This window comes from Labilithrix luteola (assembly GCF_001263205.1).
Lineage (GTDB): Bacteria > Myxococcota_A > Polyangia > Polyangiales > Polyangiaceae > Labilithrix > Labilithrix luteola.
On the sequence record NZ_CP012333.1, the window covers coordinates 1647317 to 1673396 of the forward strand.

The following is a 26080-nucleotide window of genomic DNA, read 5'->3' on the forward strand; positions in this document are numbered from 1 at the left end:
AGCAGCCACTTTACGCCGACAACGAACATCACAATCACTGCGGCCACATACTTTAGCCGAATGACCTGACTTCTTCGGTAGGCAATAACAATCCCCACCGACATCAGGACCGCAATTGCGATGATGAACCACCCAAATCCGGAGGCGTCTCCCAATTTAATTTCAATCATTTAATCCGATTGCCCCTGCCTGACAGGTGTCGAATTTCGCAACAATTCCGCAGCTCTGCGATTGACCAAATTTCCGTAGTTTGGGAGATCTGTCAACCGCGACGACGGGCAGTCCTCCAGGCGGGGCAAAATCCAACATCCCACAATGCGGGGGAATCGCGCGAGCACGCCGCCCCCTTGCTCACATGAGTGGACGGGAGCCAGCGGCGTCTTCACCAACTGCCGCTGCGCCATGCCTCCCGGATAGGCGTAGCGAGAGCTTGGAATGACCGGCATCGACTCACCGAGTCTCGGTACGGCCGTCGCGAGTATTTGGGGTGAGGCGTGAGACGCCCGATGCGCACTCTCGAGGACAAGACATCAAGTTCGTTTAAGGAACCCGAGCCATTCGGAGTCCCATCAAGTCTCCCGATCTCTCGACCTCCCTGTTCCACATCCCGCACTTCGACTGTCGCGTAACCAAAATTGCGTAGGAAGTAAGGATACGCGAGACGCAAACGAGTGGTCACGTCATACGGCCGCCGCTCGGTACACCGTCATCCGCACCTCGGCGTCGATGCTCACGAGGGCCGCCATGATCTCGGTCGTGAGGCTCCAGTTCGAGGAATGAGGGTGGAGTCCAGCCTGGATGCCGATATCGAAAATACGTCGATTTGCGCCGTCCCATGCGGCGCGAGCGTCGTCGGGCAATGCTCGAACGAGAGCGATCAGTCCGGAGATGACGTCGGGGAACGTCGGGGTGGCGGTGCGCAATTCGAAGGAGACAACCGATTCGCCCGATTTCGCTTCGCCGTCGAAGAGAACGTCGATGGAGTCACCGAAGCCTGCCAAGAGCACCGCTCGATCGAATACCCCAGAGACGTCCACGTCGACGTTGAGAAACTGAACGGTGGGCTCGGCCGGGCGCTCGACGGTGTCCTTGGTCACGCGAGGAGAATAGCCGTTCTGCGGTGAGACTCAGCGAGTGAAGACGTTCTTGCGGGACACGGCTTGTGCGGCGACGAGGGCGGCGGCGTTCGCGGCATCGATCGGAGGTCGCCCGGCTCCAAGCTCGATGGCGAGAATGGCACCGAAGACGTCGCCCGCACCGGTCGGGTCGACTTCGTTGGCAGGTGCCGCTGCGATGGCGTGCGGGGATCCATCGATGTAGAGCGTGGCGCCGCGTGATCCGCGGGTCAGTGCGACGACCGGTACGTCACGCGCAATCCGTACTGCCAGTGCATCGGCATCAGGATGGTCCTGTTCCGAGAAGACAACCGCACGCGCGCCACGCAGGGGCGGCGGATCGATCGGAAGGACGAGGCCGTCGTCGTCGAACCGCCGCATCCATCCTTGCAGGCCGACGACGACGCAGGCGTCGGCGATCGACTCGGCAATCGACGGCGCGATCTCGCCGGCGACGGGCGCGAGGTACACGACGCGAGCCCCGGCGGGGATTTCGACGATGTCGGCGGCGCGCGCCAAGCGCCGGAGTACGCGCGTGTCCCCCTCGTACGAGAGGCTGAACGACGTCGCGCGCTCGGAGGGAACCACAGTCGCGCGCACGTTCGCGTGCCGAAGTAACGGTGCGAGGAGCTCGAAGTCCGGTGGAGCGGCGGTGACGAGGTCGACGGCGAGGCCCTTGTCGACCGCCGCGCGCGTCGCATAGCTAGCCGCTCCGCCGAGCCGCTCCTGGCCTTCGACGAGATCGCACGTCACATGACCGACGATGAGGATGTCCCCCTCAGAATGGACCGACATCGGGCTCCAATCCCACGGCTCGATTCTAACTCGTCCGGCGTCAGCTCCTTCAAGGATCGACTGGAACGCTCCAACGCGAGCGGCAATCGGCATGCGCGGCTCCGAGGTTCGCGTCGTCCGCGAGGATCGGAAAGGCAACGTCGCTCCCCTCTTCGAAGGCCTCCCGGCACACCGCGCAAAGCCCCGATCGCCTCGCGGATCCTATCTCGCTGGGGACGCGCCGCACCGGGCGCGCCTCCGGCGGAGGCTGGCGCGACTCTCGCGGCTGCGGGCGACGTGCACGAGACGACCACGCCGCGGATCGAAAGAGCTCGTCCCACGGATCGACGGGATTCGTCGTCGTGGCATCGACAACCTCGTAGGCGCCTTCGCGGATCAGCTTGCACGCGAGATACGCGGCCGATCGTGCTTCATGCTCGTTGGCCGAGCCCGAGAGCGCGATGAGCTTCTTGATCCGATCGATGTTGCTCATTCGCCGCGGCCCTGCATGAGGGTCCACGAGATACCACAGCGGGCCGCTTCGCCCTGCACCATCCGACGGCAAGCCCGGCGGTGGTCCTATGGCAGGGGCGATCTCGTAAGGCAGCCTCAGCGTTCGAGCCATGCCGTCGCGACTGCACGCAGCGTAAGCGCGAAGAGACCCCCCAGAAGGAACGAGCAACACTTCGATGGCGAACGCACGGCTCACGCCAGCCCGTCGCCATCGCGATGAGGTCGGCAGCTTGCACGCGCGGGCGTTCCGCGTACCGAGCGCCAACGACGCGGGCACGCCGTTCGCAGCGCTCGACGTTCTACGCGCACAAGGAGAACGTCATCATGATGTACTGGGCCGTCGTCTTCTTCGTCATAGCCCTGATAGCCGCGTTCCTCGGATTTGGCGGTATTGCCGCGAGCGCTGCCGGAATTGCCAAGATTCTGTTCGTCGTCTTCTTGGCTCTTGCAGCCATATCGCTGATCTCGGGCCGCCGTCGGCCGGCGCTCTAGGTTTCTTCAGGTTGCCCTCGAACGGCGCACTCGCATGGGGCGGCGCATCGTCCGGCGACACGAGCCGAGCGATGCGCCGCGTGAGGGCGGAATGTCCCGTCCCGAGGATTCGCCACGTTCAGGCGCGCGAACCGCGCGAACTCAAGGAGCCCCGCCGGCTCGCGGCTCGTGACGTCGGCTTGCGTGTGGGTGCTGCGCTCGCCTTCGTCGAGCTTCGGCCACGCGGACTCTCGAGCTTCCCCTCGACCGTGTCGCGGTCAACGAGTTTCGAGAAGCGGCTCTCTTCCTTCGGTTGATAGAGAAAGGCGAGATGGTGACGGTCGAATGCCTGGAACCAGTCGTCCCACTCCATTTCCTCGAGGGTTTTCTGGCCCGAGAATTCCGGATAGTCGATGCGCAGGATTCCAGGGTCATTGCGACGCCGCCCCGTCGCTTTGACGTGGGCCGGACATCCACCGCGAGCCTCGACCCACTGCCGAATCACGTCGTGATCGACCGTCGCCAACGCAGCCGTTCCCTTCCGGCTCCCGGCAGACTTCGCTTTCGTCGAGCTCCCCGTTCGCGTCGTCCTCGACTCTGCAGTTTCCGTTTCGCGTTCGATGAGCTTCGAGAAGCGGCTCTGGCCTCTTGGCTGATAGAGGAACGCGAGATGCTTGCGGTCGAACGCGTCGAACCAGGTGTCCCATCCGATTTCCTCGAGCGTTTCCGCTCCGGAAAACCCCTCATAGTCGATGCGTAGAACTCCTGGATCATTGCGCCTACGCCCCGTTCCTTTGACGTGCGCAGGAGCCCCACCGCGAGCCTCGACCCATCGACGAATCACGTCGTGGTCGGTAGTCGTTTTTGCCGCCGTAGCCATGACGTCCTCCTGATTTCTCGAAACACGTGGCGAGCGCTCGGGACGGATGCAATGCGTGCGCCTGCGTCGGCTCGGCAGTCGCCGACAGTCATGCTTGCGCTCGCTCGTTGGTTTGCGGCTTTTGAGGAGTATTCGCGCGACTCGGTCCTTTGATTTCGACGAGGATCTCCCGGTGCTCGGTCTCGCCGACGTTCTTGATGGCGTGGCGGATGCCGCCTCCGACCTCCGTGTACTGGACGAAGCCAGCCGGCTCTTCGCTCGTCTCCTCCGGCTCACCTTCATGCATGAGCGCGATCTTGCTCTTCGTCAAATGGACGAACACGTAATCAGCCTCGTGGACGTGCCTGGGTGAAGCCTCGCCCGGCTGCAGCACGAGCTCCCAGACACGAATACGATCGTTCTCGAAGAGCAGCTTCGTACCAACCTGATGGCTCTGGTCATCGACGCCCATGACAACCTCCAGCTGGCAGATGGCATTGGCCGATCGGTGAGCGCCAACATGGCCTCCTGCGGCTTGGCTCGTGTTGGGTTCAGCTCTTCTTGGCAGCCAGCGCGTCACGCGCGCGGTCCATCATCGAGGCGAAGGGACCGGCGATCAGATTCGCAGCCGCCGATTCGATGCCGGCATGCGGCCTCGTGGGCGCCACGTTCTCCGCGAGCTCGGCGGCCGTTCGCATCCGTTCGAGACGCGATTGGTCGTCAGGCTTTGCCGCGGCCGGGTTCGACCATCCTCAGCTTGCCGTCCTTCACGATGTGCTCCAGTTCGTCGACCAGACGGCTGACGCACCCGATCTCGGCGTTCGTGAGATCGCGCCACAAGTCTCCCTGCGCGTCGCGCGAGTACTTGCGATAAGCCTCGAGACCTTCGAGCTTCGAGTGCAGCGCGGCGATGACGTTGTAAGCCTCGTTGGTGATCGGAGAGCCCACACCTGGAGTCGCGGGCGGTCCGCCCTTGCCTTCAGCGGTGCCGGTACTGGTTTGAACCCCCTTGTCCGAGATCGTCGCCATGGTTCGCCTCCTTCTCTTCCGGCACTGCTTGAAGCGCAGTCGGAAGTCGCGACGAAGTCGCAAGGGGCATACCCGCTCACGCCAGCGATCTGCGTCCGCCAACGCCCTAGCGAGTTCGACCGACGTGCATGAGCACGGGCGTCAGGGCGGAACTCGAGGAATTCTTCATAACAGCCAGCCGAATCGCCTGAAAGAGAGTCCGCATCGCGGCCTGGGACGGCCCGAAATCCGCTCGCGCTGCCGTGAAACCGGATGCCACGAGCCGACCGGTCTCATTGGTCATGACTGCAATTGAGAAGCGAAGCCGCGCGGGGTTCAGTCAGCGGCAACCGTTGTCCGGAACGGCGCTACAGCGAGCGCAGCGCGAGATCGTCGAGCCAGTAGTCGCCGGAGGGGGACGCCGTCCAGTCCGGGGCGTAGTCGACGTGGACATTCCAGCCCGGCGCCGAGCCGACGTCGATCGACGTGATGGTAGACTCGGCCATCGAGGCCCCGAGAGGTAGCCGGGCGGCAAGCCGTCCGTCGTGGCCGATCCCGTGTATTGCCCTGCGCGGGCATCGATGAGCAGCACGATCGTGGTTATCTTCTCCGGGACCAGTTTTCCGTAGCTGGTTCCCCGACCGACACTAGGCCCCGGCCACCCGTGATATTCGTGAACAAACTCCAGCGTGCCGTCCTTGTGGAGGACGAGGTGATAGAACGATGGATTCGCGTTCACGCGTAGGAGGTCCGTCTGATCACTGCCGAGGAGCTGCGCGGTGGGCCGTACCTTCAAGGTGATCTCGAGCCGGCACACCGAGGGGATCGGGATGGTCACATAGGGCTGCGCGCCAGCCTTCGAGCTCACCTTGAGGCTCTGCGCCCCCGCAAGCGGCTGCGTGGTATCGAGGTTCAGACCGAACGGGTTGGTCATCGCCCACGAGGGGTCGAGCGCCGTCTCGAAGTCTTCGAAGATCGGGCGCATCTGTTGGCAGGCGCCTTCCGGCAGCGGCGGAGGCATCGTCGCTGTGCCTCCGCCATCGTTCGAGGATGACATGCCGCCGTTCGAACTGCCGGAGTTCGAACTGCCTCCGGTCGGGGCCGTGGCTGCGTTCGTCGTGCCCTTTCGACCGGCGCCCTGCGTCCCGTCGTCAATGGCACCGCCACAAGCGGACAGCGTGACAAGGCCGCAAACCAGGAAGCGAGCGACTCGTTCTCGGAGGATAGCGGACTTTCCCGGAGCCGGCATCACCCGGCCGGCGACTCCGGTCTGGCGACCATGAAGCAATCGGTTGTCCAAGTGTCCTCTCGAATCTCTTTCACGATTGGATGCGTGCGCCGAGATGACGGTCCAGCGCTGCTACCTCACGGTGCACGACCCGAGCGACACCGAAAAACTCTTGGGCGCGCATGGCCACCGCTTCTTGGCAATCTCCACGGCAAGACACCGCGGAAGTTCCGGGTCGCGAACATCGCCTTGGTACCATCCAATCGCCGCGAGGCAACCGTTCTCGTCGAATTCGTAGGGTATGTGTCCGCAGATTATCCGCCCGGGATCGCACATTTCGACATAGGCATCGAAGATGAGCCCATCAGACGCGAAAGGCCCGTCTGGGCATTCACCGACCGGACGATCGAGACAGTCGGCGCGATCAGGGTGAACGGTGGTCGGTAGGTCCTGCCACGGCGTTTGAGCGACCGGCACCGGTAAGGCACTCGCGTCCGGCTCCGAGTGATCGGACGTACCGCCGGACGCATCCGCGCCCGCATCGACCGTCTCAACAGAACCTCCGCACGCGAACATGACGTAGGCCGCGGCGACCGCTCCGACGAACGAGAGTGAGCGAGACAGTGCCTTCTGCATGGCGCGCTGCACTCTACTCCGATGGCCGAGTCGGCGATAACTGGAATAGCAACGTTTGATCTCTCGCTCAGGAGATCGGCGCATGCCCAACCCATGTCTTCACACGGATGAGATTCCCCGATTGACGATCTCGGTGCGACACTAGGTCGCTGGATGCGGATCGAGCGATTAACGAAACACGGGTATCGGTCCGAGAAGAGCTTCGATGTGGATGCAGCGGATTGGACGTCCTCGCGGCCAACAGCGCAGAGGAGCCCATTGCGCACGACGGATCGTGCAAAGGGCCGGACGTCAATTGCGACTTCGCCACGCCCGGCAATCGCAATGTGCTCAGCCCGTGGGAGAACTCGGATTGCCCGAATCTCGCGAAATCCGATGCAACCGTGGGCCACCGCCCGAGGTGGGTTCACCTTCTCTTGTCGTCTTTGCGCTTCCCCGGCTTCGACCAGCGTGACGCGGGCGGTTGGCCCGAGCCCGGTTCGCTTCCGACCGTGGCGCTCGTCGTATCGAGCTCGTCCTTGCTCGCTGAGCTCCCTCGTACGAGCAGGACGGCGCCGATGATGCCGACTGCCAGGATCACCATCGCGGCGACAGCGCCGACGATCACCATTGCGGGCACTCCGGAGACGCGTGGGGTCGTCGCTGCCTGCACTGGGGCTCCAGCGCTGGGCGCCGGTGCATGCACTGGGTTCGCGGAGCTGGGCGCCGAGAGCATGGTCATGGCCGGGGGAGAGACGTGCTGCGCAGTTGATGGAGGAACCTGCGCTGCGCCGATGGACGAGACCGGCGCACCGTCGCGGCGCAGTGACGGCAAGGCCGCGGAAGGCACCAGGCCACCAGAAGCGAGAAGGGTGGGCGCCACGTCAGGCGGGTGACCAACGCGCGTAGCCGCACCGCGTATCCCCGAGGGCAAAGCCATCGAAGGAACCAATCCACCGGCCGCGAAAAGTGTGGGCGCCACCTCGGGCGCGTGGCCAACGCGCGTAGCCGCACCGTGTGCCCCGACCGACGGCGCTGCCGGTCCGGAGAGTGTTCCGCCGCCGACGATGGGCGACGGGGAGACAACGGGCGCAGCGGGTGACGCGACGACGTCGGGCACCGCGAGAGGCGTCTGCTTTGCTTTGGGAACGAACGTTGCCGCGTCGCGGGGCGCATTCTTCGCGGGCGACGCGGCCCCGAACGAGAACGACGATGCGGCGCGCTCTGGCAGTGGCGCAGCCGAGCTCGCATAGACCGGTGGCTTTCCGAGGAGGACCGCATCGATGTCGTCGCGCATGGTCGCGGCGTTCGGGTAGCGATCGTCGCGATCGAAGGCGAGCGCGCGATCGACGATGCTGCAGACGTTGGCGGCAACGTTCGGCGCCGCGGTGACGAGTCGAGGGGCGGCCTCCGAGAACGCTTTCATCACGAGCTCGGCGTCGGTCGAGACGTCGTGCACGATGCGCCTCGCGAGGATCCGAAACATCGTTGCGCCGACCGCGTAGATGTCCGCTCGTCCGTCGATCTCCTGTCCCTTCGCTTGCTCCGCCGGCATGTACGCCATCGTGCCGAGCGTCACTCCCGCTTGCGTCCGCGGCGCGATGCCGAGTCCGGAACGCATCCGCGCGATGCCGAAGTCGAGCACCTTGACTCGTCCATCGCGGAGCAGAAACAGGTTGTCCGGCTTGATGTCGCGATGGACGATGTGCTGGTCGTGTGCCGCGACGAGGACGTCGAGAACGTCCCGCGCCAGGCGGAGGACCTCAGGCTCGGTGAGCGGAGGCTCGCGCCGAATGCGCTCGCTGAGCGACTCGCCCTCGAGGAGCTCCATCACCAGAAACGGCGCGCCGTCCTCGGTCACATCGACGTCGCGAACTTCGACGACGCCGGGATGCCTGAAGGAGTTCACGGCGAGGGCTTCTTGGTCGAAGCGGGCGCGAAGCTGGTCCGACTTGGCAATGTCGGCGTGGAGGATCTTGATGGCTTCGCGTCGCCCGATCTTGTGGCGCGCGACGTACACGCTCGCCATCCCTCCGACACCGATGAGCTGCTCGACGACCCACTTGTCGCGGATCGTCGTTCCAAGGCGTTTGCGCCCGACTTCTTCGAGAGTCATCCAGTTTCGGATTGTTCGTGAATGGCCTCGAGTGTCAACACACGCGAGCGTGTCTTCGTCGCTTCTTCACACGCGCAGAGCGGCGGTCGCCAAAACCGACAATGCGAGGAGGCGCAACCGGTCGCTCCGCTTGCCACCCCGCGGAGGGCCGCTCCGCGGGGCCAAGGTGCGCGCCGCGACCGTTCGCGCTTGCGGATTCCTTCGCTTTGGCCCTGCAGGCGATGCCTGCCCCGCCCTCGCCTGGTTCGAAGACGTGATTGGCGTTGGCGTCTGCCCACGCGACGTTACCGTCACAGGAGGTGTTGTCGCCCACGACCTCGATCGTCTTCGCCACCCGATTGCCCACGACCGTAGAGTTGTTGCCAACGATACTCAGCGAACCTCCAACGCTGCACTCGGCGACCACGGAGTTGCTTCCTTCGATGTGAAGGTCACCGTCGACCGCGCAGAGAACGAGAGTGGCGTTGTTTCCGACGACGGTGATGTTCTGCTTCACCGTCACGCCGCGTAGCGCGAAGTTGTTGCCGAGCCGCGCGGCCCTTTTCTCCAAACCAACCGTTCCGGGTCGAAAGCCGAACTTGGGGCTTGTGGGCTCCGCAAGGCACCCTGGTATTGTGACGGCGTGCGGGTGCTCCTCGTTGGCATGGGCTTTCTTGCGTGCGCTGTCGCCTGCAGCACCAGCAGCGGCGGCGCCGACCCCGGCTCTGCCTCTTCCGGCGGATCCGGGTCGATCAGCGCTGGCGGCGGTGCGGGCGTGGGCGGCGAAGCTGACTCAGTGGAGCGCTGCATCGATGGGGGCATGCCCACCGGCGGCGAGACCACTGATTGCCCGACCTTGATGCCGACTGGCGGCACTTGCTGCGCTAAGCCCGGGATGGCGTGTTTCTATCCGGGCGACGAAACCTATCGCAAGCTCGCGCGCTGCATCGACGATCCGCAATACGGCCCGTACTGGCAGGCGACGTATGCGCTCGATCGACTGGAGTGCGGACTCTCGGGCAACATAGTGAAGGTGATCGAGCTTGGCGCTGACGCACTCGCTTGCAGCGAGCGCGAGACAAAACCCTGCGATCCTCAGGGTCTCGTCACCCCTCAGGAATTGCTGAACGACCAGTTCAACAAGCTCGTGCAAAAGTGCGGTGGGCTGCCGAACGAGACCTCTCTGGAAGTGAGGTTCACGGACGGTTGCGCGACCGAGCTAAGGGAAAGGGGGATCGACGACGACGCGGCGCGGCTCTCGTGCATCCAACAAGCCCTGGACGCGGTTCACTTTGCCTGCGCAGACGGCCTGGATTGCGCCGCGATGGAAGTCTCGACCCTGCAATAGCCGCTTCATGCGCGCGGATACGGAAAGGTTCCGTAGCCAGGCGCCACTCGACGCGGCGGATCCCGCTGGATGTCGTTGACGGAGAGACGCCGCGGCTTGCGCCAGGTGGGATGACGACGTGACCCGCGGGCGAGAGCGAGCGGAGTGAGGCACCGAGCCAGTCGCGCTGCGCGCCGCCTCCGGTGACTCCGGCTCCAGTGTCGAGCGTGAGCCCGGCCGTCAGTAGCAGCGCTCCGCCCCCGGTCTCCTCTGAGACGCGACGGCAGTAACTGATCACGCCCGGTCCTAGATCCCCACATTGATTGCCGGGACGTTTCGCCGGTTGCGACGAAGAGTGCTGTCAGCTCTCGGTATCTAAATCGAGCCGCCCCTGATCAGTCTCGGGGAGGGCGGAGCCTTCAAGGATCCGGCGGCACCGATAGAGGACGTACTTGCTTGGGGCCTGCGTCCTCCATCGGCCCAGTGGCGGAAGGAAGTTGCTCCGTGCTCTCATCAATCGGCTGCCCTGAAGAAGCAGAAGCGGCGTTCCACTCCGAACCGCTCCAAGTTCGCGTTCCCGCAGCCATCGCGGCCGAAGTGACCATCCCAACCCATCTCGGTTGGGAAGGCGAACCGCTACACGAAGTCGATTCGGACGGACGCGAAGTGCTGGTCTACGTACGCGACGAACGTGAAGCCGCACTCATCGCGCGACTGGAGACGACGGTGCGGTAGCCCACGAGAGGCCCGGGCGCTACTTTTTCCCCTTCTTGCCCTTGCCCAGGGTGTACACGGTGGCGCGCTTCTGACCGCTCTTGGCGAACCGGCCTGACGCAAGACCTTCCTGGATCGGACGGGGAAGCTCCTTCTTTTCGACGCCGAGCGCTTCGCGAATCTGTTCGGCACGGAGCCCGGCGACTTCCTTCGCGAGGAGTCCGGCAATGCGCTCGACCATCTCGGCAAGATCGTCAGTCGAGCGGCGTTGAAGGCGACCGCCCTTGCCCTTCGGCACCGAGGTCACCTTAACGGCTCGCCCGTTGCCAACCTCGTCGCCCGCAATGTCGGCCAGCTCGGTAAGGTTCGCTTCACGGAGGGCCGCGAGGATCTTCGTAGCGAAGGATGACGCAAGGCTCTCGATCGTGTTTTGAAGGCTCATACCGACTTCGTATAGTCGGCTATGCGGCTGAGGCAAAGATCAGGTTTTCCTCCAAAGGCGGCTGGCCTGCTGCTTCAATGATCCCTTCTAGGGCCTCCTCTGGAGGGCGAGGAGCGCCGACTTGCCTTTCTAGTCGCCTTCCGATGGGTTGACGCGGCTATGGCCGGACGTTCACGAGCAGGCGGTAGCGCAGCTCTGGCAGGCCGTCGCACAAGAAGAACAGCCCGTCTTGGCGCACTCCTTTGCGCAGGCTTCGCAGGCTAGCTTGCAGAGCTTCTTTGCCTCGGCGGCGAGGGGGCTGTTTCGAGCTTCGAGTTGCGCTGACAGAAGGCAGGCGTCGATGCAGTCACGGCAAGCACGGATGCACGCCGCGTGAGCGGTCGCATCCTTGGCTAGACAGTCTTCGATGCAGCGTTCGCACGCCTCGACACACGAGAGGCAGGACGACGTGGCGGTGGCGGACATGGTGACTTCCCTTTCTGAACTTCCGGCTCACCGAGAGCCGCAAGAATGGAGCAGTGCTCAACAGCCGTGTTGCCGGAGCATGTGCGGACGAGCTGGGCCACGGCATCCCGCAGCTCTTTCAGCTCGGCTAGCTTCCGTTCGATCGTTGCCAGCTTCTCTTCGGCTCGTGTACGGACCGTCCCGCATGGGGCGCCTTGCCGTGCTCGAAGGGCGAGAAGCTCCTTCGTCTCGGTCAACGTGAAGCCCAAACGACCGGCGTGGCGGATGAACTGGAGCCGAGCCACAGCGTCGTTTCCGTAGCGGCGGTAGCCGCCTTTGGCCCTGCCCGGCTTCGGGAGGATGCCGATGCGCTCGTAGTAGCGGACGGTCTGAACGTTGACCCCCGCACGCTTCGCAAGCGTGCCGATCGTGAAGGTCTCGTCGCTCATGCCGGGAGTATGGGGGCTGTACTCGACTACAGGGTCAAGGGTTTCTGATCAGGCTCAACGAGGAGGTCGAGCCGCTCGACGGCCAACGACATCCGTCGAGCGACTCTCGGGCGCCGGTGCCGAGGAGAGAGGAGAGGAGCTGCCACCGGCGCTCATACCGAGAGGCTTCAACGACCGGAAGCGAACGGCCTGAGGGAGGCTTCTTGCCCCCCGACGTGCCCCCCCGCGAAGCGGGTTCGATTCACGGCGCCTCCACCACTGCTTTCAGTCACATCGACGTCGCGAACTTAGAATCACGGACGCTTCGTGGTCTTCGCGGACGGCTGCGCACCTGCGCGAGGCGTCTGAGAGCCACGAGTCGCGGGCGCTCGTCGCGTCGACGCCGCTGTCGACGGAGGCCGCGAAGCTGACGCCGCCAAGGAGGCGCTCGTAGTGGGGGCGGACGGCAATGGGGTCGGCACCGCCGACATGCTGCTGTCGTTGAGCGGCATCGTCGAGCGGGCATTCAGCGTAACTGCCGCGACGCCGATGGCGGCAGCGACGCCGACGCCGACCAGCGCCACGCGCTTCCGAGAGCGGCCTCTGCGATACGTGCTTCCGACGGGCGCCCACGGAGAGAGCGCGCGAGCGAACTCCGCCATGTTCTGGAAGCGCGCATCGGCCGACTTCTCGAGGGCACGCATCATGACGGCTTCGAGCCCCGGCGGAACGTTGTCGAGCAAGGTCGATGGTGGCGGGACGGCGCGGGTCACGATGGCGACGAGGACGCCGGTGCCCTCCCCTTCGAATGGCGGACGCCCCACAAGCATCTCGTAGAGCACCACGCCGAGCGACCACACATCGGTGCGCCTGTCGACGCGCGAGGCGGCCTCGATCTGCTCGGGGGACATGTAGAGCATCGTGCCGAGCGGCGCAAAATCCTTCGTCAGGTGTTCGTCGCCATGGATCAGTCGCGAGATGCCGAAGTCCAGCACCTTCACGACGGAGCGATCCGCCGAGCCCGTGACCAGAAACAGATTCTCGGCTTGATGTCGCGATGGACGACCCCCAGGGCATGCGCTTCGTCCATCGCCTGCGCTGCTTGAATCGCGATGTCTACAGCGGTGGCTACCGGAAGGCGGCCGCGCTCTTGGAGCTCCATCGCCAGATCTCTTCCGACGAGAAGCTCCATGGCGATGAAACGCACACCGCTAGGAAGCACGCCTACGTCGAACACACGTGCGACGTTCGAGCCCTTGAGCTTTGCGGTGATCCGAGCTTCGCGGTCGAAGCGGGCGATGACCTGCGGCTGGTCACAATAGTGCGGGAACAGAACCTTGATCGCGCACGGCCGCTTGCCGCGATGGTCGAACGCCTCATAGACGATGCCCATGCCGCCCTCGCCGAGCACCCGCCGGAGCTCGAATCGATCGGCGACCGTCTCACCTACTTTGGGCAACTCTGGTGACGACGCCATCCGCTCGAGACCTTACAGAGAGGCCCAACGCTTCAGTAGACAGAAGCTCGTGACGCGCATGTCACTTGCTCCCGGCAACGAAGTTGAAGACGTACGGCGTCGGCCGCCCGGCGAACGGAGCGATGGTCGCCTTCTTCAGCGGTGCTGAAACACACGCGCTCTGCGCTGCCGCATGCTTGCCAACCGGCACGGCGGATAGGACATGGCCGTCAGGCGCATACGTGACCTTCACGCTCCACGCGCTTCCCTTGGCAAGCTTGCAGGGGGCGAGCTTCGGAACGAGTGCAGCCAGCGCCGCGTGTGCGCGCTCGCTGTCGAAAGGCTTCGTGGTGGAGGCTGACTTCGGTGATGCGCTGGCGGACGCCGACGCGACGGGCACCGAGGGCGCTTCGCGACTAGCCACGACCAGGGCGCTCGCCGTCGGTACCGCCGCCGCTTCGCCGGACGACGCTGATGGCGATACCGCTGCGTGCTCATCCGCTCGAGCCGAGGATGGCTGTACGTGGCGAGCGCCAGCGAGTCCCTTTCCAACGATCGCGACAAGCGCGAGTACCCCAGCGCCGATGGCGATCGACGCGAATCGGAACAGGCGCCTCCCTCCTCGAGTTGGTTGGCCGAGCGCAGGCATCACGACCGGAGCAATGACCGGAGCAGACGGCACTGGCACCTTCGATGGCGGCGGGCCGTCCGACTCATGAGCGGGCGGCAAGGATGACTGCGACAAGGGCGCGGGTGCCGGCGGCTCGCTGCAGTGTGGGATGGTGACGGGTTCGCGCTCAGGCGCTTCGGACGGTTCAAGCGGTGCACAAGTCGCCGTCTGTAAGACGCTCTCGAGGTTCTCCGTACGGGGCGGCGGCGGGACACGCACTTGCATGCGAACGCCATGAATCGAGGGCGGACGCGCGGATGGCGCGAGTGCAAACGGAGAACGCTCTTGGCCTGAGTCGTCGCTCATGAAGGTCGCGCCATGCTCCAGGCGCTCACGCGAAGACTAGCACCCGCAGCAGTGCGCCCGAAGCGGTCGCTTGGTCCGTCCTGTCATTTCCCATTCCCATTTCCCGGCTGCGGGTATGCCGGCGACCGCTCCGACGACGACGACCGCTGCACTCACAATCCAGCAACCGACACGCGAGGTTCAGTGCGCCGAGCGACCATCTGCGCGCACTGGTCGCGAGTCTGACCAGCCTCGGGACTCGCTGCCGTCGAGCTCCAATGCGGCCTTGAGCCGTGATCATGTGCAGGTTTGCTCGAAGCGCCGAACCGGTAAGCACGCCGCTCGCGCGCAAGGAGGCGCTCTCAGGGGAATCGCGTCCTTGAAGCACTCCGGTGCCTGCTTCCTTCTCCCCCACGTCCCATTCGTTCGTACCTCAAGCCCGCCTCCGTGAGCGATGGCATATGGCCCACTTCTGAGCTCGTTACGAACGAGTGGGGTACGGGGGCGCAAGATTACCGATTGAACTTATGGCGCAACTCACCCTTCTTCTGCATGACAGCGCCTTCCTTCTTCAACTCCTCGTCTCCGATGGCGGCGCCAATGCCCTGTTTCGCGATGCCGCTCGCTTCCTCCATGGTCGCCTTCGCGCGCCCAGAGAGCTTTGCGGCTTCTTCCTCCATTCTACCTTCGACCTCCTTGGCGCGGCCTTTGGACTCCATCTCTTTGTTGCCAGTGGCCTTGCCAATACCTTTCTGAATTTTGCCTCCGAGCTTCTTGCTCGTCCCTTCCGTTCGCGATCCAGCGATTCCCATGACTCGAGCTCCTGGTTTCGAGCACCGAATTGGCGCTACTGTTCGCCGAGCCAATTGCATCCGCAATGCCGCAGTCGCGGAATGGCCCGTGGGCGAATTGCACGCTGAATTGGTAAATCGCAAAAGCGGAAGACGAAGACTTTCGCCGCATTCTCGCCTCAGGGGAGCGCGGATGCGCAGTGGGGACCGAACTACGTGCGGCCGCCCTTGCTCGGCGCATGCGTCATCGGCTTGCCCGCTTTTGGAGTGCGCTCCGGTTTGGTGGTGCCACCTCGCGGCGTAGGACTTCGTGGCTGCGGTCTTCGCGGTTGCGCCTCGCGCGTCTCTACAGGCTCGGGCTCCGGCTCGGCGCTCTGAGCTTCGGCAGGCTCCTCCTCGTACCCCTCGGCCTCGGCCCCCTGCGCTTCGGCAGGTTCCTCCTCGTACTCCTCGGCCTCGGCCCCCTTCGCTTCGGCAGGTTCCTCCCCATACTCCTCGGCCTCGGCACTCTGCGCTTCCGCAGGTTCCTCCTCGTACTCCTCAGGCTCGGGCTCGGCGCCCTGCGCTTCCGCGGTTTCTTCCACGCCCTCCTCGGGCTCGGCGCTCTGCGCTTCCGCCGTTTCCTCCGCCTCCTGAGGCTCGGGTTCGGCGCTCTGCGCTTCGGCGGTTTCCTCGGCCTCCTGAGGCTCGGGTTCGCCGCTCTGCGCTTCCGCAGTTTCCTCGGCGCCTCGAGACTCGGCTGGCTGGGCCTCTGCGCCTTCGGGTCGAGAAGCTCCCTGCTTCAAGAAGTCTCCACCCCTCAGGAACTTCGGTGGAGGGGCGCCCATGCCTTTCTTCCGGTAGATGAACTTCTGCCCTCCAAGTGAGAGCTCGAAGGCCATGCCGCCTTCGGGATGGATGAACACCGCCGTTCCAGACGAATAGTTCGTCGTCGCCGCCGCGCCGGCTCTGACGAGCACGGCCGACGCATTCATCGCGAATGCCAGGTTCTCGCTCTTGAAGCGCTCGAGAGCTCCCGCGTTCTCGAAGACGATGAGCTCGTCGTAGGTTTGCCCGCCGACTTGAACGCCGAGCAGCACCTGCACCACCGCCCCATATCCAATCATCTGACCGCGCTCGAACACCTCTCCGCGCCCATATCCGACGCCGAGGACCGCTGAGGCCTTTCCGACCATAGGAAATACTGCATAGCCATACGCGCGATCGAGCAGGCCCCGGATCCCAGGATCATGCTCGACCATTCGGCGGACGGCGGCGTCGACTTCGTCGCTCAGCGTCGGGCCAATCTTGGCTTCCTTCGCGAGTCCGGTCGCCGCATCCCCGACCTTGTGGAGGAGGGCGAGTGGCTTCCCGATCAGTTTCGGGTGACGCTTCGCGGCGATCGAAGAACCGATCCGGTCGAGCCCATGCGGCGCACCATGCTCGGAGACAAAGTGAGCGATGTTGCCAACGAGCTTCCGTCCGGAGCCCTTGAGCCGCCCTTGCAGGCGTTGTCGAAGACTCGTGGCCCCGTTCCCTCCACCGTTGTGATGAGGATCTTTTTCCGCCACTTCTGCTTCCGTATGACCGTCGTGCGAACCGCGGGAACCCGCCGCGCGGGCGACGCGGGTGTTCTCGTTCGATCCCTCGCCCGGCGGATCGTCGGCGTTCTCGCCTGGCGGGTCGACGGGATCGTCTTGCCGTTCTCCTTGCGGATCTTCGGGTGGGTCGACTTCTTCGCCTTCGGCCGCGTGGACCTGCTCCCCTCCGTTCCCCGTACCTTGCGGAGGGGCCCCTTCGGCGCGCTTCGCCTCGATCTCCTCTTCTCCGTGCTGTTCGGCGACCGCTTCAGCGCCCTCGGTCATGCGCTGCTTTGCTTGCTGCTCTTCCTGTTCGCCATTCCGTCCGTGAGCTCCGGCACCAAGGCGCGACTCCTCCTCGCCCTTGGCTCCCTTTCCCCGCTTTTTCGATTTGCCGAGGTGCTTGAAGTAGTTGAACTTCTGCCCCCCAAGGGACAACTCGAGGAGCATTCCCCCGCGCTGATAGGCCTTCGCGACGATACCGCTGACGTCGGTCGTGCCGGTCCCGCCCGCCTTGACGATGACTGCCGAAGCGTTCGCGGCGAAGGCCAGCTTGCCCTTCTTGAAGGCCTCGAGCGCCTCCTTGTTCGAGAAGATGAGCAGCTCGCTGTAGGTCTCACCGCCAACCTGCACGCCGAGGGTCAATTGGGTCACGGTTGCAAACCCGATCGGTTTGCCATGTTCGAAGACCGCGCCCTGACCGCGTGAACAGCCGAGCACAGCACTCGCACGACCGACGGCAGGAAACACGGCGCAGCCGTACGATTTGTCGATGAGCTGCTTCAGGCCCGGATCTTTCGTACCGAGCCAGGTGAGCGTTGCCTCTGCGCCTGAACGAATGACGTCGTCGAGCATGAAGCGCCTCCTCGGGCGTGCACCCGTGCGTCTCCGTCGAAGCATCAAACGCGCCGCGTCAATACACGCGCTCGGTTCGCGTTTCGTCGCGGTCTTCCGGGCGACGACTCCGTGTGCACAGTGCCCCAGGTGATGGAGCACGGGGTGGATGACGCGGTGACACCGCCGCGGCTCTCCTTCTGCGGAGGCAAAGGCGGAGTCGGCAAGACCACATGCGCTGCGGCCGCCGCCGTGCGCGCCGCAAGCGAAGGCTCGCGAGTGCTCGTCGTCTCGACCGACCCCGCTCATTCGCTGGCGGATGCACTCGCCGTCGAGCTCGGCCCCGACGCGCGACGGGTCCACGGCGCTCGTGGCGAGCTCTACGCCACCGAGCTCGACGCCGATCGCGCGTTGGGACGCTGGCTCCGAGTCCGTGACCAGGCCTTCCACACCATCGCCTCGAGAGGCACCTACCTCGACGACGAAGACATCGACCGAATGCTGTCGCTCTCATTTCCGGGCGTCGACGAGCTCGTAGGGCTCATCGAGCTGCTGCGCCTGGCAAAGGCTCACCCGTATGACGAGGTCATCGTCGACACGGCCCCCACGGGCCATACGTTGCGCCTGCTCGAGATGCCGGAGACCCTCGCTCGCTTGGCGCAGGTACTCAACGACATGCACGAGAAACATCGCTTTCTCACGACGAGCCTCGGTGGAGCGTGGGCGCCCGACGCCGCCGACGAGGTCATCGACGACATCGCTCGCGAAGCCGCCGAGCTCCACGCCATCCTCACCGATCGCTCGCGCGCGTCGTTCACCTGGGTCACCCTTCCCGAAGAGCTACCCGTCCGGGAGTCGGAGGATGCGGCCGAGGCGATGGCCGAGCTCGGAATTGCGCTCGCGGTGGTCGTCGTCAACCGCGTTTGGCCCGTCCCCGACCGCCCCTGCGCTCGATGCACGCCGCGCGTTTCGGAGGAGCGGACGTGGCGGCTCTACCTCGCGCGCACCTTTGCGGGTGCCCGGGTCATCGAGATGCCGGCGCTGCTCGTCGAACCGCGTGGTCCTCGAGCGTTGCTCGAGCTCGCACTCGCCGCTCGCGACGCCGAGGAGCCCCCAACACCGCCATCCGGACCTGCCCCAGGCGCGGCCGCAAAGAGCGCACGCGGCTTCTGTTTGCCCATCTCTCCGTCCGCCGAACTCGTGCTCTTCGGTGGGAAGGGCGGCGTCGGAAAGACATCGGCGGCGACGGCGGCAGCGCTCGCTCTGGCCGAGGAGCGGCCACGCGATCGGGTCCTCGTGCTCTCCACCGATCCGGCCCACTCGCTCGGGGATGCTTTCGCGGCGGAGCTGTCGGACGACGAGCAGCCCGTGCCGGGTGCCCCGCCCAACCTCGTCGCACGCGAGCTCGACGCGGCTCGCGCGTGGGCTTCGCAGCGCGAACGCTATCGGAGCGCTATCGATGACCTCTTCTCTTCGATCTTCCGAGGAAACATGAGTGCATCGTACGACCGGATCGTGCTCGAGGATCTTCTCGACCTCGCGCCGCCCGGGATCGACGAGCTGCTCGCTCTCGTCACCATCACCGAAGCGCTGTCTCCGCCCGCGCGTTACGACCTCGTCATCGCGGATACTGCACCAACAGGGCACACGCTTCGGTTGCTCGAGCTGCCTGCCAAGGCGCTCGAGTGGGTACACGCGCTCATGGTGGTGGTGCTCAAGTACCGCAACGTGGTCGGCCTCGGCGACTTCGCTAGCGACCTCACCGACTTCGCACACCAGCTCCGGGGCCTCATGGCACTGCTGACCGACCCGACGCGCGCCGCGTTCGTCGCCGTGACGCGCCCCGCAATTCTTCCCCGGCTCGAGACGGCACGGCTCGTACGCAAGTTGAAGGAGCTCGAAGTCCCGCTTGCAGCCATTCTCGTCAATGCCGTCACCGAACCGGGTTGCGGCCGGTGCAACGCGGCGGTGGAGGTCGAGCGCTCGGAGCTCGTCGAGCTTTCGAAGCTGGCCGTCTCGCAGACTCGCTCGAAGCAGCTCGTGAAGGCACGGGCCATCTATCCTGGGCCACGCGGGGCCAATGCACTCGCCCGATGGGGTTCGGCTTGGTTTACTGACCCGCGCGGAAGTTTCTGAGCTTCTTCAAGAGCGTCGCCTCCTGCTCTTCGAATTCGGGCTCCGAGATCTGTCCGAGCTCCATTCGCATGTTGAGCGCCACGAGCTCCTCCTGCAGGTGCTTTTCTTGGCCTTCGAGCTCGGTCTCGGCCTGCGTCTTGAGGGCATTCAAAACGAAGCGGACGCCGTAGATCGGCCCCGTGACGGGCGCGAGGAGTACGTTCGTCAGGAGCCCCAGAATCATCATCCCTCCTTGGGCACGTTGATTCTGACGAAGCTATACGGGGGCAACGGTCCCACGTACTTGAAATTCAGTTTCCCGCGGAGCTCTTCGCCGAGCGCACCGACCTCCTTGTCGAAGGCCTCCATCGAATTGCGCTCGACCAGAAACCCTGCGTTGACGACCATCGTCTCGGACAGCAGTTGATGCACTTCGGTATCGGCGGCTTTGGGCCGGAGCCGCTCGACCACGAGGTCGGCCAGCCTCTTTCGTTCTTCCTCGATCGCCTCGCTCACCATGCGCCCGAGCTCGATGCGTTGATCGTACGTCTCTGCTTCGGGACGCGACGCGATCTCGTCACGCATCGCACGGATCGTTTCGTTGCCGGCGAGGAGCTCCTTGAGGATGGCATTTTGATCCCACGTCGCTTTGAGCACCATCTCGCCACGATCGTGTAGCCCTTCGAGCGACTTTTGAAGGCTGGAGTGGTTATCGCGCAAGAAGCGTTGGACAGTGTCGTCGTTCTGGGCAACGGTACCGAATCGCACCGGGAGAACATCGCCTCGCTCGAACGCTCCTTGTACGACATGCTCGTGCGCGCCGATATTGGCACGACTCGGATCGTACTGATCGCGCACCGCATCGCTCACGATGGCGGCCAAACCGTTGCTGCGCAAGACCCGCACCGGCTCCGAAGCGCCGACCGATTTGCCGAGCGTCGCCGGGTCTACCGCCTCCGTCCCGGGCGTAGGCATTACGCAATAAATGTAGGTCCCCGTGATCGACTCCGCGGGCGTTGCCATGGGCTCCTCCAATCTTCGTTTCTTCGTTCGCCTATTTCAATTTCGCGTCGGTGGATGGTGGATGATTGCGGCCGCTCACACCTTCCTCCCGCCGACGGGAAGAAACAATTTGCGCGCCTCATCCTTGCGAACGCGGTGCTCCTCGACCAGGTGAACGACCGCTGCCTCGAGCTGTTCCGGAGGCACATGAAAGTGCTCCCCCATTTGATCGAGCCCCAGACCGTGGGAATGCTCGGTCAGGTACTTGACGAGCTCGTCCTCCGACGGCAACCGATGGGAGGGTTGTGGCTTTTCCGTCAATGCAGGTGCCTTCGCCGCGGGCTCACGCGACGGAGCCTCGGAAGATTTGATTTCAGGTGCGGACGACGCTTGTGCCGCTTGTCCACCGCCGGCAATCAAGTTTGCGTACTTCAGATACGTCTCGACCGATGCCACGACAACCTGGGCTTTGACGCCGAGAATCTCGATTCCCAGAAGCGAGACGGTGGCCCACGCTTCGATGACGATGCCCTTGTCGAGCACGCGATCGAGAATGTCGGCCAGCGTGCCGCCGCCCGGGTTCGAGCGCGTTACGCCTCCTCCGCCGCCCGCAGAAGCTGAAACGTTCATGGCTTACCTCTGAAGATCTCGGCGACTTGTCGCCACCAAAGGGTTTTCATACCGAGCAACCACGTGCGTCGATGCCCGCGGTTCGTTGTTTCGTCGTTTGGAAATCGGAAGGGCAGTGTCTTTCCAACTGCCTTGCTCAAGCAGGGGGAGCGGGGACCTCCGACTGGTCCTCTTGGAAAAGCTCCTTCACGAACGCCACGACGCGACGCACGAGGGCGCGAAGCCAGTCGAGAATCGAGCTCGTGGCGACGCGTGCACGTACGGTCGACAGGACGCTCTTGGCGCCCCCCGTCACCTTGGAAACGATCGGAGTGAGCCGAGGGGCGGTCACGCCGATGGGGCGGCTAGCACCGGCGACGGCACGATCCGCCACTTGGGTCGCGGCCTTCGCTGCCGTCGACGCCGTCTTCGTCGCGGTCCCTGCAGCCTTCGCCGCCGTTCCCACCGCGCTCTTCGGCGCGGCGGTCGCGGTCTTGGTTGCGGTCGACGCCGCGGTCTTCATGGTCGACGCCGCGGTCGTGGTCGCCGCTCCCGCCTGGCTCTTCATCGTGGACGCCGCCGTTTTGGTCGCGTTCAGTCCGGTCGTCGCGGCCTGCTGCACGGCTTTCGCGGCCGGCGCAGCCGTCTTGGAAATCGGCTTGGTAATGGGCTCAGGAGATCTCGGCGCGGTCGAAGCGACCCCTGCCAGGTGACGGCCTGCCCCCTGTAGGGTTTGCGGAGTCTTCGCTTTCGAGTTTTTCGGGACACCGTGTACGTGAGTACCTGCTCGGTCAGCCACGTCTTTACCCTCCTGGACCCGTGGCGCCGATCGTCGAGGCGGAGGACAGACATCAAATACTCAGATCGTTCCTTCTACCTCGGCGCTCTCAGCGTCTCAGCTCTCTGCGTCAAAGGGCCCCCATTGTGCATCGGGTGTACCAAGCGAGCCCGCTGTCGCGCCGAACAAGGGCAGCTGCCGTGCGACCAGAGCGTGACCAGAGATCGATGGCGGTGAATCGAGTTTTTCATTTCGCCGAGGATGGCGAGGCCGAGGCAGCCAGCGCGCACCGACCGCCCCCCTCTCGCCCTCTCGCCCCGCGAGCGAAATGGTGTCACGCTCGCGGCCCGCGCCCCCTGCCCTTGCCTTACGTCAATCGTCCGAGAGGCCCGAGATCGAGGTTCAGCTCCTCTGGAGTCAGCCCGAAACGCGCCGCGAGTTCGTGCACGGTTTCCTCCAGGCGCATGAGCGCGAGACCGATGCGCTCGATCTCCTCAGGGTCGAGGGACTGCCCTTCCATTCTCCGGATTGCTTGACGCTCGAGGAGCTTTCGCAGGAACTCGACCAACGCGAGCACCAGCTGCGCGACCGATTTTTGAACGTCTTCGGGATCTGGATTCCAGCGCGAAAGCTCGGCGCGCTTCTTCTTCACCTCCGCCCGCAGCGCTTCGATTTCGCTTCCACGGAGCTCGTGAATCTCGGCGCCACCGAGCGCGGGTGCCTTGGACGCTCGCGATCGTCCACGCGCGACCGGCGCCTTCCGCACACGAGCGCCCCGCTTTCGGGGCTCCGGCGCAGGGCGAGACTTTTTCATGTGAGCTCCGCGAAGGACCACGCCGGCCAAGGTCCAGTCATCGTGACGCGGATGCCCGAAGGCAGTGCAAGCAGCGAACGCCTGAACGCGGCACGCCACCTCCGCACATCGTCACGGGCCACGAGCTGGTAGACGTCGGCAAGCCCTGGAGGATCATCGCGGCGCTCGACCCGCAGCGCTCGCACGAATGGTCGCGTTGCATTCGTCACGCTCGCGAGCTCGGGCACCGTGTAGCGCGCGGCGCGTCCCGCAAGCCAACGCGCGCCTGGACCGAGGCGAGGATCGAGCGGCGGCGGAGAAGCGGGCAATCCGCTCACGCGCAACGTGAATTGGACCGCTCCCCGAACGCGTTCGAAGGCGCGCTCGAGCGGCTCGGCCAAGGGAGCGATCAGCGCCCGGATCGCTTCGGGTCCATCGGCGACGGTCCCGAACCGTAGCGGGAGGACGGCAGGAAGAAGCCGCGAAAGACGTCGCACCACGCGGTCATGGGCAACGAGTGCCGGCGCCGTGGCTTCGCATGAATCGCCTTGCTCGACGACAACGTACGTCTTGCCCGCTCGAACGAGGGACAAGGGCTTTCGCCGCATGCCCCTCCCCAGCAGCTCTCGCCGCGCCGGCCTCTGGTCGATGAGTGCGTACATGTACATCAAGGGGCACGTCGTCGATCAGGTTTGCCGGCCAAGGGACGGCGAACGACTGTGGGCTTGTTCGCTGCGCGGTGCCTCGTGCCGGCCGACGGCCCGGCGATGCGGTCGAAGGCGCAGAGCACGGCCGAGAGTTGAAGATAGATGAGCTCGATGTCGGCAACTCCGAGCACCACATCGCCCTTGAGAACGATGCCTTTCGTGAGGACGTGGTCGACGATGTCGAGAAGCGATGCATCGATTCCCTCGAGAATGCGAGGTCCCTGGATGCGCGCATCGAGCCCACGTTGCCTCCGGACGGGCTCCTGCGGGGGGGCGTGGCGTGCCGGCCGCGCGCGCCGAGTCGGGCTCCGCCCCCGCGTGCTCATCGCGCCTCGATGAAGCTATACGCTGGCCATGGCCCGCTGAGGCTCACGTCGAAGCCATCGTCGACGATCGCTTTCGCCGCACGCTCGACGAGGGAGACGAGCTTTCTGACGGACGCGTGAGGGACCAGAAACGCAGCGTCGAGCACGATATGCTCTGCGAGATCGCCATTCGCGGATTCGCGAGTGCGAGCGCTTCGTACGAGGCTCTCGAGTCGCTCGTAGAGGTCCTCGACGACCTCGGCGCCGTGAGCCCCCGCATGACGCCGCTCTTCGTCGGCCGCCTTCTTGGCAAGCAAGAAGCTCGTCCCGGACTTGTCCGACGAGCCGCGATCCTGGTGCACGGCGCGCTTCTTCGACGGAGTCTCGGCGCTCGCGGCGCTCGCGGCACGCGTCGGGTCGAAAAGAACCCTGAGCGCCCACTCTTCACATCCGGCGATCTGTTCGACGACGCGTTCGAGGGTCCTCTTCATCTTGCGAACGTGCGTCAAGGCACGCTCGTCGTTGCCAAAGAGCGTAAAGAGCTTCATTGGCACGACCGTACCCAAGCGCGTCGCGTGCTCGACCAGCGCCTCGTGCTCGTTCGCGCGCTCCACTACCCAATCGAGATCGGAAAGCTGAGCGTCGATGACGGCTCCGCCATAGAGAGACAAGGGCGCGCTCGTGACGAGCAGGTAATAACCGTCGCCGGCATCGAGTATGCGCGGCTTTCCCGTCCCACAGAGCCCTTTGGGCAAGCGGCCAACCGTCGGCGCGCGCCCGCTCATGGACGTGGGATTACGAGGAGCTGCCTTCACGACGCAATAGACGTACGTGGCGCTCGTGCTGGCATCCAAGACGAGGTCCATGTCGCCTCAAGGCTCCGCCGGCGCGCGCTCGCAAAGCCGAGATGCAAACGCATATCGCGATGCAAGCGCGGCGATCCTGGAGGTGGGTTCGAAGCACATGACTAAACCCCATTCATGTGACCATTCATTTAGGAGGAAGTTTCGCAGCTCCGGTTCCCCGCGGGACCTCGGGCCGAACCGGAGCTCCGGCACGTGCAGGGGCTCCTGTGAGTGATGGAGGCCTCCTGGCGGTGGCTTCTCCAGAGGCCATCGGTTTCGGCCGCTGCACGACTTTCTCCTCGAGCTCAGCAAGCTTGTGCTGAAGGATCTCGATCTCTTCACGGAGTGATTCGTTCTCCGTCAAAAGCGGCGCCTGGCCCGACGAGAGATGCGGATCGGTCTTCCACCAATCGAGTCCGACCTCTTGAGCCTTGTCGAGAGAGCAAATGATGAGGCGGATCCGAATCGTGAGAAGCTCGACCTCGGCCAACGAAATCTTGATGTCGCCGGCGATGACGAGCCCCTTGTCGAGCACGCGGTCGAGCACGTCCACGAGCCCCTGCGAGCGCTGACCACCACCCCATTGGTGCTCCTGGCGTATTGCAGCCATCGTCCGGCGGTTCGCGTCCAAACGACGTGCCAGCGATGGCACGGCCCGACTCGCCACTGCGCGCTCCGTCTCGCTCGGCTCGCGAGCCTCGACACACTCCTCCTCGATCGGGCATCGGTCGGGACGTTACTCGCCGCCGAGGCCGCGCTCGTCACGCACCGTTCGCAGCGACGCCACACTGCGGGACGTTCCCGTCGTCGCATCGTTGTCGGCCTGCTCCGGCGAGAGCGCCTGCTCCAGCTACTTTGACCGCGTCCATCATGCACCGTCCGCCGCCGGTCTGCCGAGCGACCACGCGATCAACCAGCGCATCGACGGCCCCACTCGCATATGCCAAGGTCACCCAAGGGAAGGCCCTTCAGACGGGCTCAAACGGGCTTCACACGAGCGGGGTTCGCATGGCGGTGCGTATGACGGTGAAGCTCGGTTTGCGTCTCAAGCTGTTCGGAAGCGAACCCTCACGCTGGGCGCTCTCGTTCAAAGAGTTCGACGTTCGCCGAGCTTTCGACCTGGTCACGATCGCCACCCGCCATTTGCTCCGAGCGCGGGCGTTCTCGGCGAGGGCCCGTCTTGGCCGGCAAGGATGACGATCTACGTCCCAACTTCGATGGGGCCCCTCGTATACTTCTACTTCGCCGACGCATGGGCCCAACTCCCGAAGAGATCTTGCTCCAAGTTCAGCGCGAGA

General features: G+C 64.7%; 30 protein-coding genes and 1 pseudogene. 4 read left to right on the plus strand and 27 right to left on the minus strand.

Annotation, left to right across the window (positions count from 1 at the left end):
* Positions 1-680: 680 nt before the first annotated feature.
* From AKJ09_RS07465 to AKJ09_RS07475, 3 genes are read right to left on the minus strand one after another with little or no spacing between them, the layout of a single operon-like run.
* Positions 681-1097, minus strand: coding sequence for a hypothetical protein (locus AKJ09_RS07465; RefSeq protein WP_146646501.1), 417 nt, complete (start codon positions 1095-1097; stop codon positions 681-683).
* A 30-nt stretch (positions 1098-1127) separates the two neighbouring features.
* The gene (locus AKJ09_RS07470) at positions 1128-1910 is read right to left on the minus strand and encodes a PfkB family carbohydrate kinase (RefSeq protein ID WP_169927349.1); all 783 of its coding nucleotides are present in this window, start codon (positions 1908-1910) and stop codon (positions 1128-1130) included.
* Positions 1911-1959: 49 nt separating this feature from the next.
* Positions 1960-2382 (minus strand): DUF2786 domain-containing protein, encoded by a 423-nt coding sequence (locus AKJ09_RS07475; RefSeq protein ID WP_169927350.1) that lies wholly within the window; start codon positions 2380-2382, stop codon positions 1960-1962.
* A 344-nt stretch (positions 2383-2726) separates the two neighbouring features.
* Here AKJ09_RS07475 and AKJ09_RS07480 point away from each other — a divergent pair, with 344 nt between their 5' ends.
* Complete coding sequence (locus AKJ09_RS07480) at positions 2727-2894, plus strand: DUF1328 domain-containing protein (RefSeq protein ID WP_146646504.1); 168 nt, start codon at positions 2727-2729, stop codon at positions 2892-2894.
* Between the two features lie 118 nt (positions 2895-3012).
* Here the strand turns inward: AKJ09_RS07480 and AKJ09_RS54155 are convergent, their stop codons facing one another.
* The 7 genes and pseudogenes from AKJ09_RS54155 to AKJ09_RS07520 form a co-directional block, all read right to left on the minus strand.
* Complete coding sequence (locus AKJ09_RS54155; protein ID WP_205633627.1) at positions 3013-3753, minus strand: hypothetical protein; 741 nt, start codon at positions 3751-3753, stop codon at positions 3013-3015.
* 88 nt (positions 3754-3841) lie between these two features.
* Positions 3842-4204: a cupin domain-containing protein gene (locus AKJ09_RS07495; protein ID WP_146646505.1), complete on the minus strand. Its 363-nt coding sequence runs from the start codon at positions 4202-4204 to the stop codon at positions 3842-3844.
* Positions 4205-4283: 79 nt separating this feature from the next.
* A pseudogene (locus AKJ09_RS07500) lies at positions 4284-4439 on the minus strand (hemerythrin domain-containing protein); the annotation flags it as partial.
* Between the two features lie 13 nt (positions 4440-4452).
* The gene (locus AKJ09_RS07505; protein ID WP_146646506.1) at positions 4453-4761 is read right to left on the minus strand and encodes a hypothetical protein; all 309 of its coding nucleotides are present in this window, start codon (positions 4759-4761) and stop codon (positions 4453-4455) included.
* Positions 4762-5080: 319 nt separating this feature from the next.
* A complete protein-coding gene (locus AKJ09_RS07510) occupies positions 5081-5797 on the minus strand; it encodes a hypothetical protein (RefSeq protein ID WP_146646507.1) in 717 nt (238 codons plus the stop codon).
* Between the two features lie 1213 nt (positions 5798-7010).
* Positions 7011-8699 (minus strand): serine/threonine-protein kinase, encoded by a 1689-nt coding sequence (locus tag AKJ09_RS07515; protein WP_146646508.1) that lies wholly within the window; start codon positions 8697-8699, stop codon positions 7011-7013.
* A gap of 34 nt (positions 8700-8733) precedes the next feature.
* On the minus strand, positions 8734-9249 hold the full coding sequence (locus AKJ09_RS07520; RefSeq protein ID WP_146646509.1) for a hypothetical protein: 516 nt from the start codon (positions 9247-9249) through the stop codon (positions 8734-8736).
* 72 nt (positions 9250-9321) lie between these two features.
* Between AKJ09_RS07520 and AKJ09_RS07525 the strand changes: the two genes are divergently transcribed.
* Positions 9322-10026: a hypothetical protein gene (locus AKJ09_RS07525; protein WP_169927351.1), complete on the plus strand. Its 705-nt coding sequence runs from the start codon at positions 9322-9324 to the stop codon at positions 10024-10026.
* A gap of 483 nt (positions 10027-10509) precedes the next feature.
* Positions 10510-10740, plus strand: coding sequence for a hypothetical protein (locus tag AKJ09_RS07530; RefSeq protein ID WP_146646511.1), 231 nt, complete (start codon positions 10510-10512; stop codon positions 10738-10740).
* Between the two features lie 19 nt (positions 10741-10759).
* On the opposite strand, the gene AKJ09_RS07535 is transcribed toward AKJ09_RS07530, so the two are convergent.
* From AKJ09_RS07535 to AKJ09_RS54165, 8 genes are all read right to left on the minus strand, one after another.
* The gene (locus AKJ09_RS07535; RefSeq protein WP_146646512.1) at positions 10760-11161 is read right to left on the minus strand and encodes a hypothetical protein; all 402 of its coding nucleotides are present in this window, start codon (positions 11159-11161) and stop codon (positions 10760-10762) included.
* A gap of 171 nt (positions 11162-11332) precedes the next feature.
* A complete protein-coding gene (locus AKJ09_RS56530) occupies positions 11333-11626 on the minus strand; it encodes a four-helix bundle copper-binding protein (protein WP_476703283.1) in 294 nt (97 codons plus the stop codon).
* On the minus strand, positions 11554-12054 hold the full coding sequence (locus AKJ09_RS07540) for a heavy metal-responsive transcriptional regulator (RefSeq protein ID WP_146646513.1): 501 nt from the start codon (positions 12052-12054) through the stop codon (positions 11554-11556). Before AKJ09_RS07540 ends, AKJ09_RS56530 begins: the two co-directional genes overlap by 73 nt.
* Before the next feature lie 293 nt (positions 12055-12347).
* A complete protein-coding gene (locus AKJ09_RS07545; RefSeq protein WP_169927352.1) occupies positions 12348-13034 on the minus strand; it encodes a protein kinase domain-containing protein in 687 nt (228 codons plus the stop codon).
* On the minus strand, positions 13031-13510 hold the full coding sequence (locus tag AKJ09_RS07550) for a serine/threonine-protein kinase (RefSeq protein WP_146646515.1): 480 nt from the start codon (positions 13508-13510) through the stop codon (positions 13031-13033). The genes AKJ09_RS07545 and AKJ09_RS07550 overlap by 4 nt, the downstream gene beginning before the upstream one ends.
* Positions 13511-13571: 61 nt before the next feature.
* Positions 13572-13913: a hypothetical protein gene (locus tag AKJ09_RS07555; RefSeq protein ID WP_146646516.1), complete on the minus strand. Its 342-nt coding sequence runs from the start codon at positions 13911-13913 to the stop codon at positions 13572-13574.
* 1043 nt (positions 13914-14956) lie between these two features.
* Positions 14957-15256, minus strand: a complete 300-nt coding sequence (locus AKJ09_RS54160; protein ID WP_205633629.1) for a CsbD family protein — start codon at positions 15254-15256, stop codon at positions 14957-14959.
* Positions 15257-15447: 191 nt separating this feature from the next.
* On the minus strand, positions 15448-17649 hold the full coding sequence (locus AKJ09_RS54165; protein WP_240488409.1) for a hypothetical protein: 2202 nt from the start codon (positions 17647-17649) through the stop codon (positions 15448-15450).
* Between the two features lie 156 nt (positions 17650-17805).
* Here AKJ09_RS54165 and AKJ09_RS07570 point away from each other — a divergent pair, with 156 nt between their 5' ends.
* Positions 17806-19764: an ArsA family ATPase gene (locus AKJ09_RS07570; RefSeq protein WP_205633631.1), complete on the plus strand. Its 1959-nt coding sequence runs from the start codon at positions 17806-17808 to the stop codon at positions 19762-19764.
* Here the strand turns inward: AKJ09_RS07570 and AKJ09_RS07575 are convergent.
* The 9 genes from AKJ09_RS07575 to AKJ09_RS07615 form a co-directional block, all read right to left on the minus strand.
* The gene (locus AKJ09_RS07575) at positions 19739-19990 is read right to left on the minus strand and encodes a gas vesicle protein GvpG (RefSeq protein WP_146646518.1); all 252 of its coding nucleotides are present in this window, start codon (positions 19988-19990) and stop codon (positions 19739-19741) included. The two genes, AKJ09_RS07570 and AKJ09_RS07575, sit on opposite strands and share 26 nt — an antisense overlap.
* Positions 19987-20766 carry a GvpL/GvpF family gas vesicle protein gene (locus AKJ09_RS07580; protein WP_146646519.1) on the minus strand — a complete coding sequence of 260 codons (780 nt, stop codon included), beginning with the start codon at positions 20764-20766 and terminating at the stop codon, positions 19987-19989. Before AKJ09_RS07580 ends, AKJ09_RS07575 begins: the two co-directional genes overlap by 4 nt.
* A gap of 75 nt (positions 20767-20841) precedes the next feature.
* Positions 20842-21375 carry a gas vesicle structural protein GvpA gene (gene gvpA / locus AKJ09_RS07585; protein ID WP_146646520.1) on the minus strand — a complete coding sequence of 178 codons (534 nt, stop codon included), beginning with the start codon at positions 21373-21375 and terminating at the stop codon, positions 20842-20844.
* 136 nt (positions 21376-21511) lie between these two features.
* On the minus strand, positions 21512-21976 hold the full coding sequence (locus tag AKJ09_RS52770; RefSeq protein ID WP_169927354.1) for a hypothetical protein: 465 nt from the start codon (positions 21974-21976) through the stop codon (positions 21512-21514).
* A 523-nt stretch (positions 21977-22499) separates the two neighbouring features.
* Positions 22500-22946, minus strand: coding sequence for a gas vesicle protein K (locus AKJ09_RS07595; RefSeq protein WP_146646521.1), 447 nt, complete (start codon positions 22944-22946; stop codon positions 22500-22502).
* Complete coding sequence (locus AKJ09_RS07600) at positions 22943-23593, minus strand: GvpL/GvpF family gas vesicle protein (protein WP_146646522.1); 651 nt, start codon at positions 23591-23593, stop codon at positions 22943-22945. The genes AKJ09_RS07595 and AKJ09_RS07600 overlap by 4 nt, the downstream gene beginning before the upstream one ends.
* Entirely contained in the window at positions 23593-23958 is a 366-nt protein-coding gene (locus tag AKJ09_RS07605) for a gas vesicle protein (RefSeq protein ID WP_146646523.1), read from the minus strand. The genes AKJ09_RS07600 and AKJ09_RS07605 overlap by 1 nt, the downstream gene beginning before the upstream one ends.
* A complete protein-coding gene (locus tag AKJ09_RS07610; RefSeq protein ID WP_146646524.1) occupies positions 23955-24803 on the minus strand; it encodes a GvpL/GvpF family gas vesicle protein in 849 nt (282 codons plus the stop codon). The genes AKJ09_RS07605 and AKJ09_RS07610 overlap by 4 nt, the downstream gene beginning before the upstream one ends.
* 124 nt (positions 24804-24927) lie before the next feature.
* Complete coding sequence (locus AKJ09_RS07615; protein ID WP_146646525.1) at positions 24928-25392, minus strand: gas vesicle protein; 465 nt, start codon at positions 25390-25392, stop codon at positions 24928-24930.
* Between the last annotated feature and the right edge of the window lie 688 nt (positions 25393-26080).

What these genes read in the sequence shown, in the direction of transcription:
- AKJ09_RS07470 (WP_169927349.1), bottom strand. Translation starts at nt 1,910, where the DNA reads ATGTCGGTCCATTCTGAGGGGGACATCCTCATCGTCGGTCATGTGACG.
- AKJ09_RS07475 (WP_169927350.1), bottom strand. Translation starts at nt 2,382, where the DNA reads ATGAGCAACATCGATCGGATCAAGAAGCTCATCGCGCTCTCGGGCTCG.
- AKJ09_RS07480 (WP_146646504.1), top strand. Translation starts at nt 2,727, where the DNA reads ATGATGTACTGGGCCGTCGTCTTCTTCGTCATAGCCCTGATAGCCGCG.
- AKJ09_RS54155 (WP_205633627.1), bottom strand. Translation starts at nt 3,753, where the DNA reads ATGGCTACGGCGGCAAAAACGACTACCGACCACGACGTGATTCGTCGA.
- AKJ09_RS07495 (WP_146646505.1), bottom strand. Translation starts at nt 4,204, where the DNA reads ATGGGCGTCGATGACCAGAGCCATCAGGTTGGTACGAAGCTGCTCTTC.
- AKJ09_RS07505 (WP_146646506.1), bottom strand. Translation starts at nt 4,761, where the DNA reads ATGGCGACGATCTCGGACAAGGGGGTTCAAACCAGTACCGGCACCGCT.
- AKJ09_RS07510 (WP_146646507.1), bottom strand. Translation starts at nt 5,797, where the DNA reads ATGTCATCCTCGAACGATGGCGGAGGCACAGCGACGATGCCTCCGCCG.
- AKJ09_RS07515 (WP_146646508.1), bottom strand. Translation starts at nt 8,699, where the DNA reads ATGACTCTCGAAGAAGTCGGGCGCAAACGCCTTGGAACGACGATCCGC.
- AKJ09_RS07535 (WP_146646512.1), bottom strand. Translation starts at nt 11,161, where the DNA reads ATGAGCCTTCAAAACACGATCGAGAGCCTTGCGTCATCCTTCGCTACG.
- AKJ09_RS56530 (WP_476703283.1), bottom strand. Translation starts at nt 11,626, where the DNA reads ATGTCCGCCACCGCCACGTCGTCCTGCCTCTCGTGTGTCGAGGCGTGC.
- AKJ09_RS07540 (WP_146646513.1), bottom strand. Translation starts at nt 12,054, where the DNA reads ATGAGCGACGAGACCTTCACGATCGGCACGCTTGCGAAGCGTGCGGGG.
- AKJ09_RS07550 (WP_146646515.1), bottom strand. Translation starts at nt 13,510, where the DNA reads ATGGCGTCGTCACCAGAGTTGCCCAAAGTAGGTGAGACGGTCGCCGAT.
- AKJ09_RS54160 (WP_205633629.1), bottom strand. Translation starts at nt 15,256, where the DNA reads ATGGGAATCGCTGGATCGCGAACGGAAGGGACGAGCAAGAAGCTCGGA.
- AKJ09_RS54165 (WP_240488409.1), bottom strand. Translation starts at nt 17,649, where the DNA reads ATGCTCGACGACGTCATTCGTTCAGGCGCAGAGGCAACGCTCACCTGG.
- AKJ09_RS07575 (WP_146646518.1), bottom strand. Translation starts at nt 19,990, where the DNA reads ATGATGATTCTGGGGCTCCTGACGAACGTACTCCTCGCGCCCGTCACG.
- AKJ09_RS07580 (WP_146646519.1), bottom strand. Translation starts at nt 20,766, where the DNA reads ATGGCAACGCCCGCGGAGTCGATCACGGGGACCTACATTTATTGCGTA.
- gvpA (WP_146646520.1), bottom strand. Translation starts at nt 21,375, where the DNA reads ATGAACGTTTCAGCTTCTGCGGGCGGCGGAGGAGGCGTAACGCGCTCG.
- AKJ09_RS07595 (WP_146646521.1), bottom strand. Translation starts at nt 22,946, where the DNA reads ATGAAAAAGTCTCGCCCTGCGCCGGAGCCCCGAAAGCGGGGCGCTCGT.
- AKJ09_RS07600 (WP_146646522.1), bottom strand. Translation starts at nt 23,593, where the DNA reads ATGTACATGTACGCACTCATCGACCAGAGGCCGGCGCGGCGAGAGCTG.
- AKJ09_RS07605 (WP_146646523.1), bottom strand. Translation starts at nt 23,958, where the DNA reads ATGAGCACGCGGGGGCGGAGCCCGACTCGGCGCGCGCGGCCGGCACGC.
- AKJ09_RS07610 (WP_146646524.1), bottom strand. Translation starts at nt 24,803, where the DNA reads ATGGACCTCGTCTTGGATGCCAGCACGAGCGCCACGTACGTCTATTGC.
- AKJ09_RS07615 (WP_146646525.1), bottom strand. Translation starts at nt 25,392, where the DNA reads ATGGCTGCAATACGCCAGGAGCACCAATGGGGTGGTGGTCAGCGCTCG.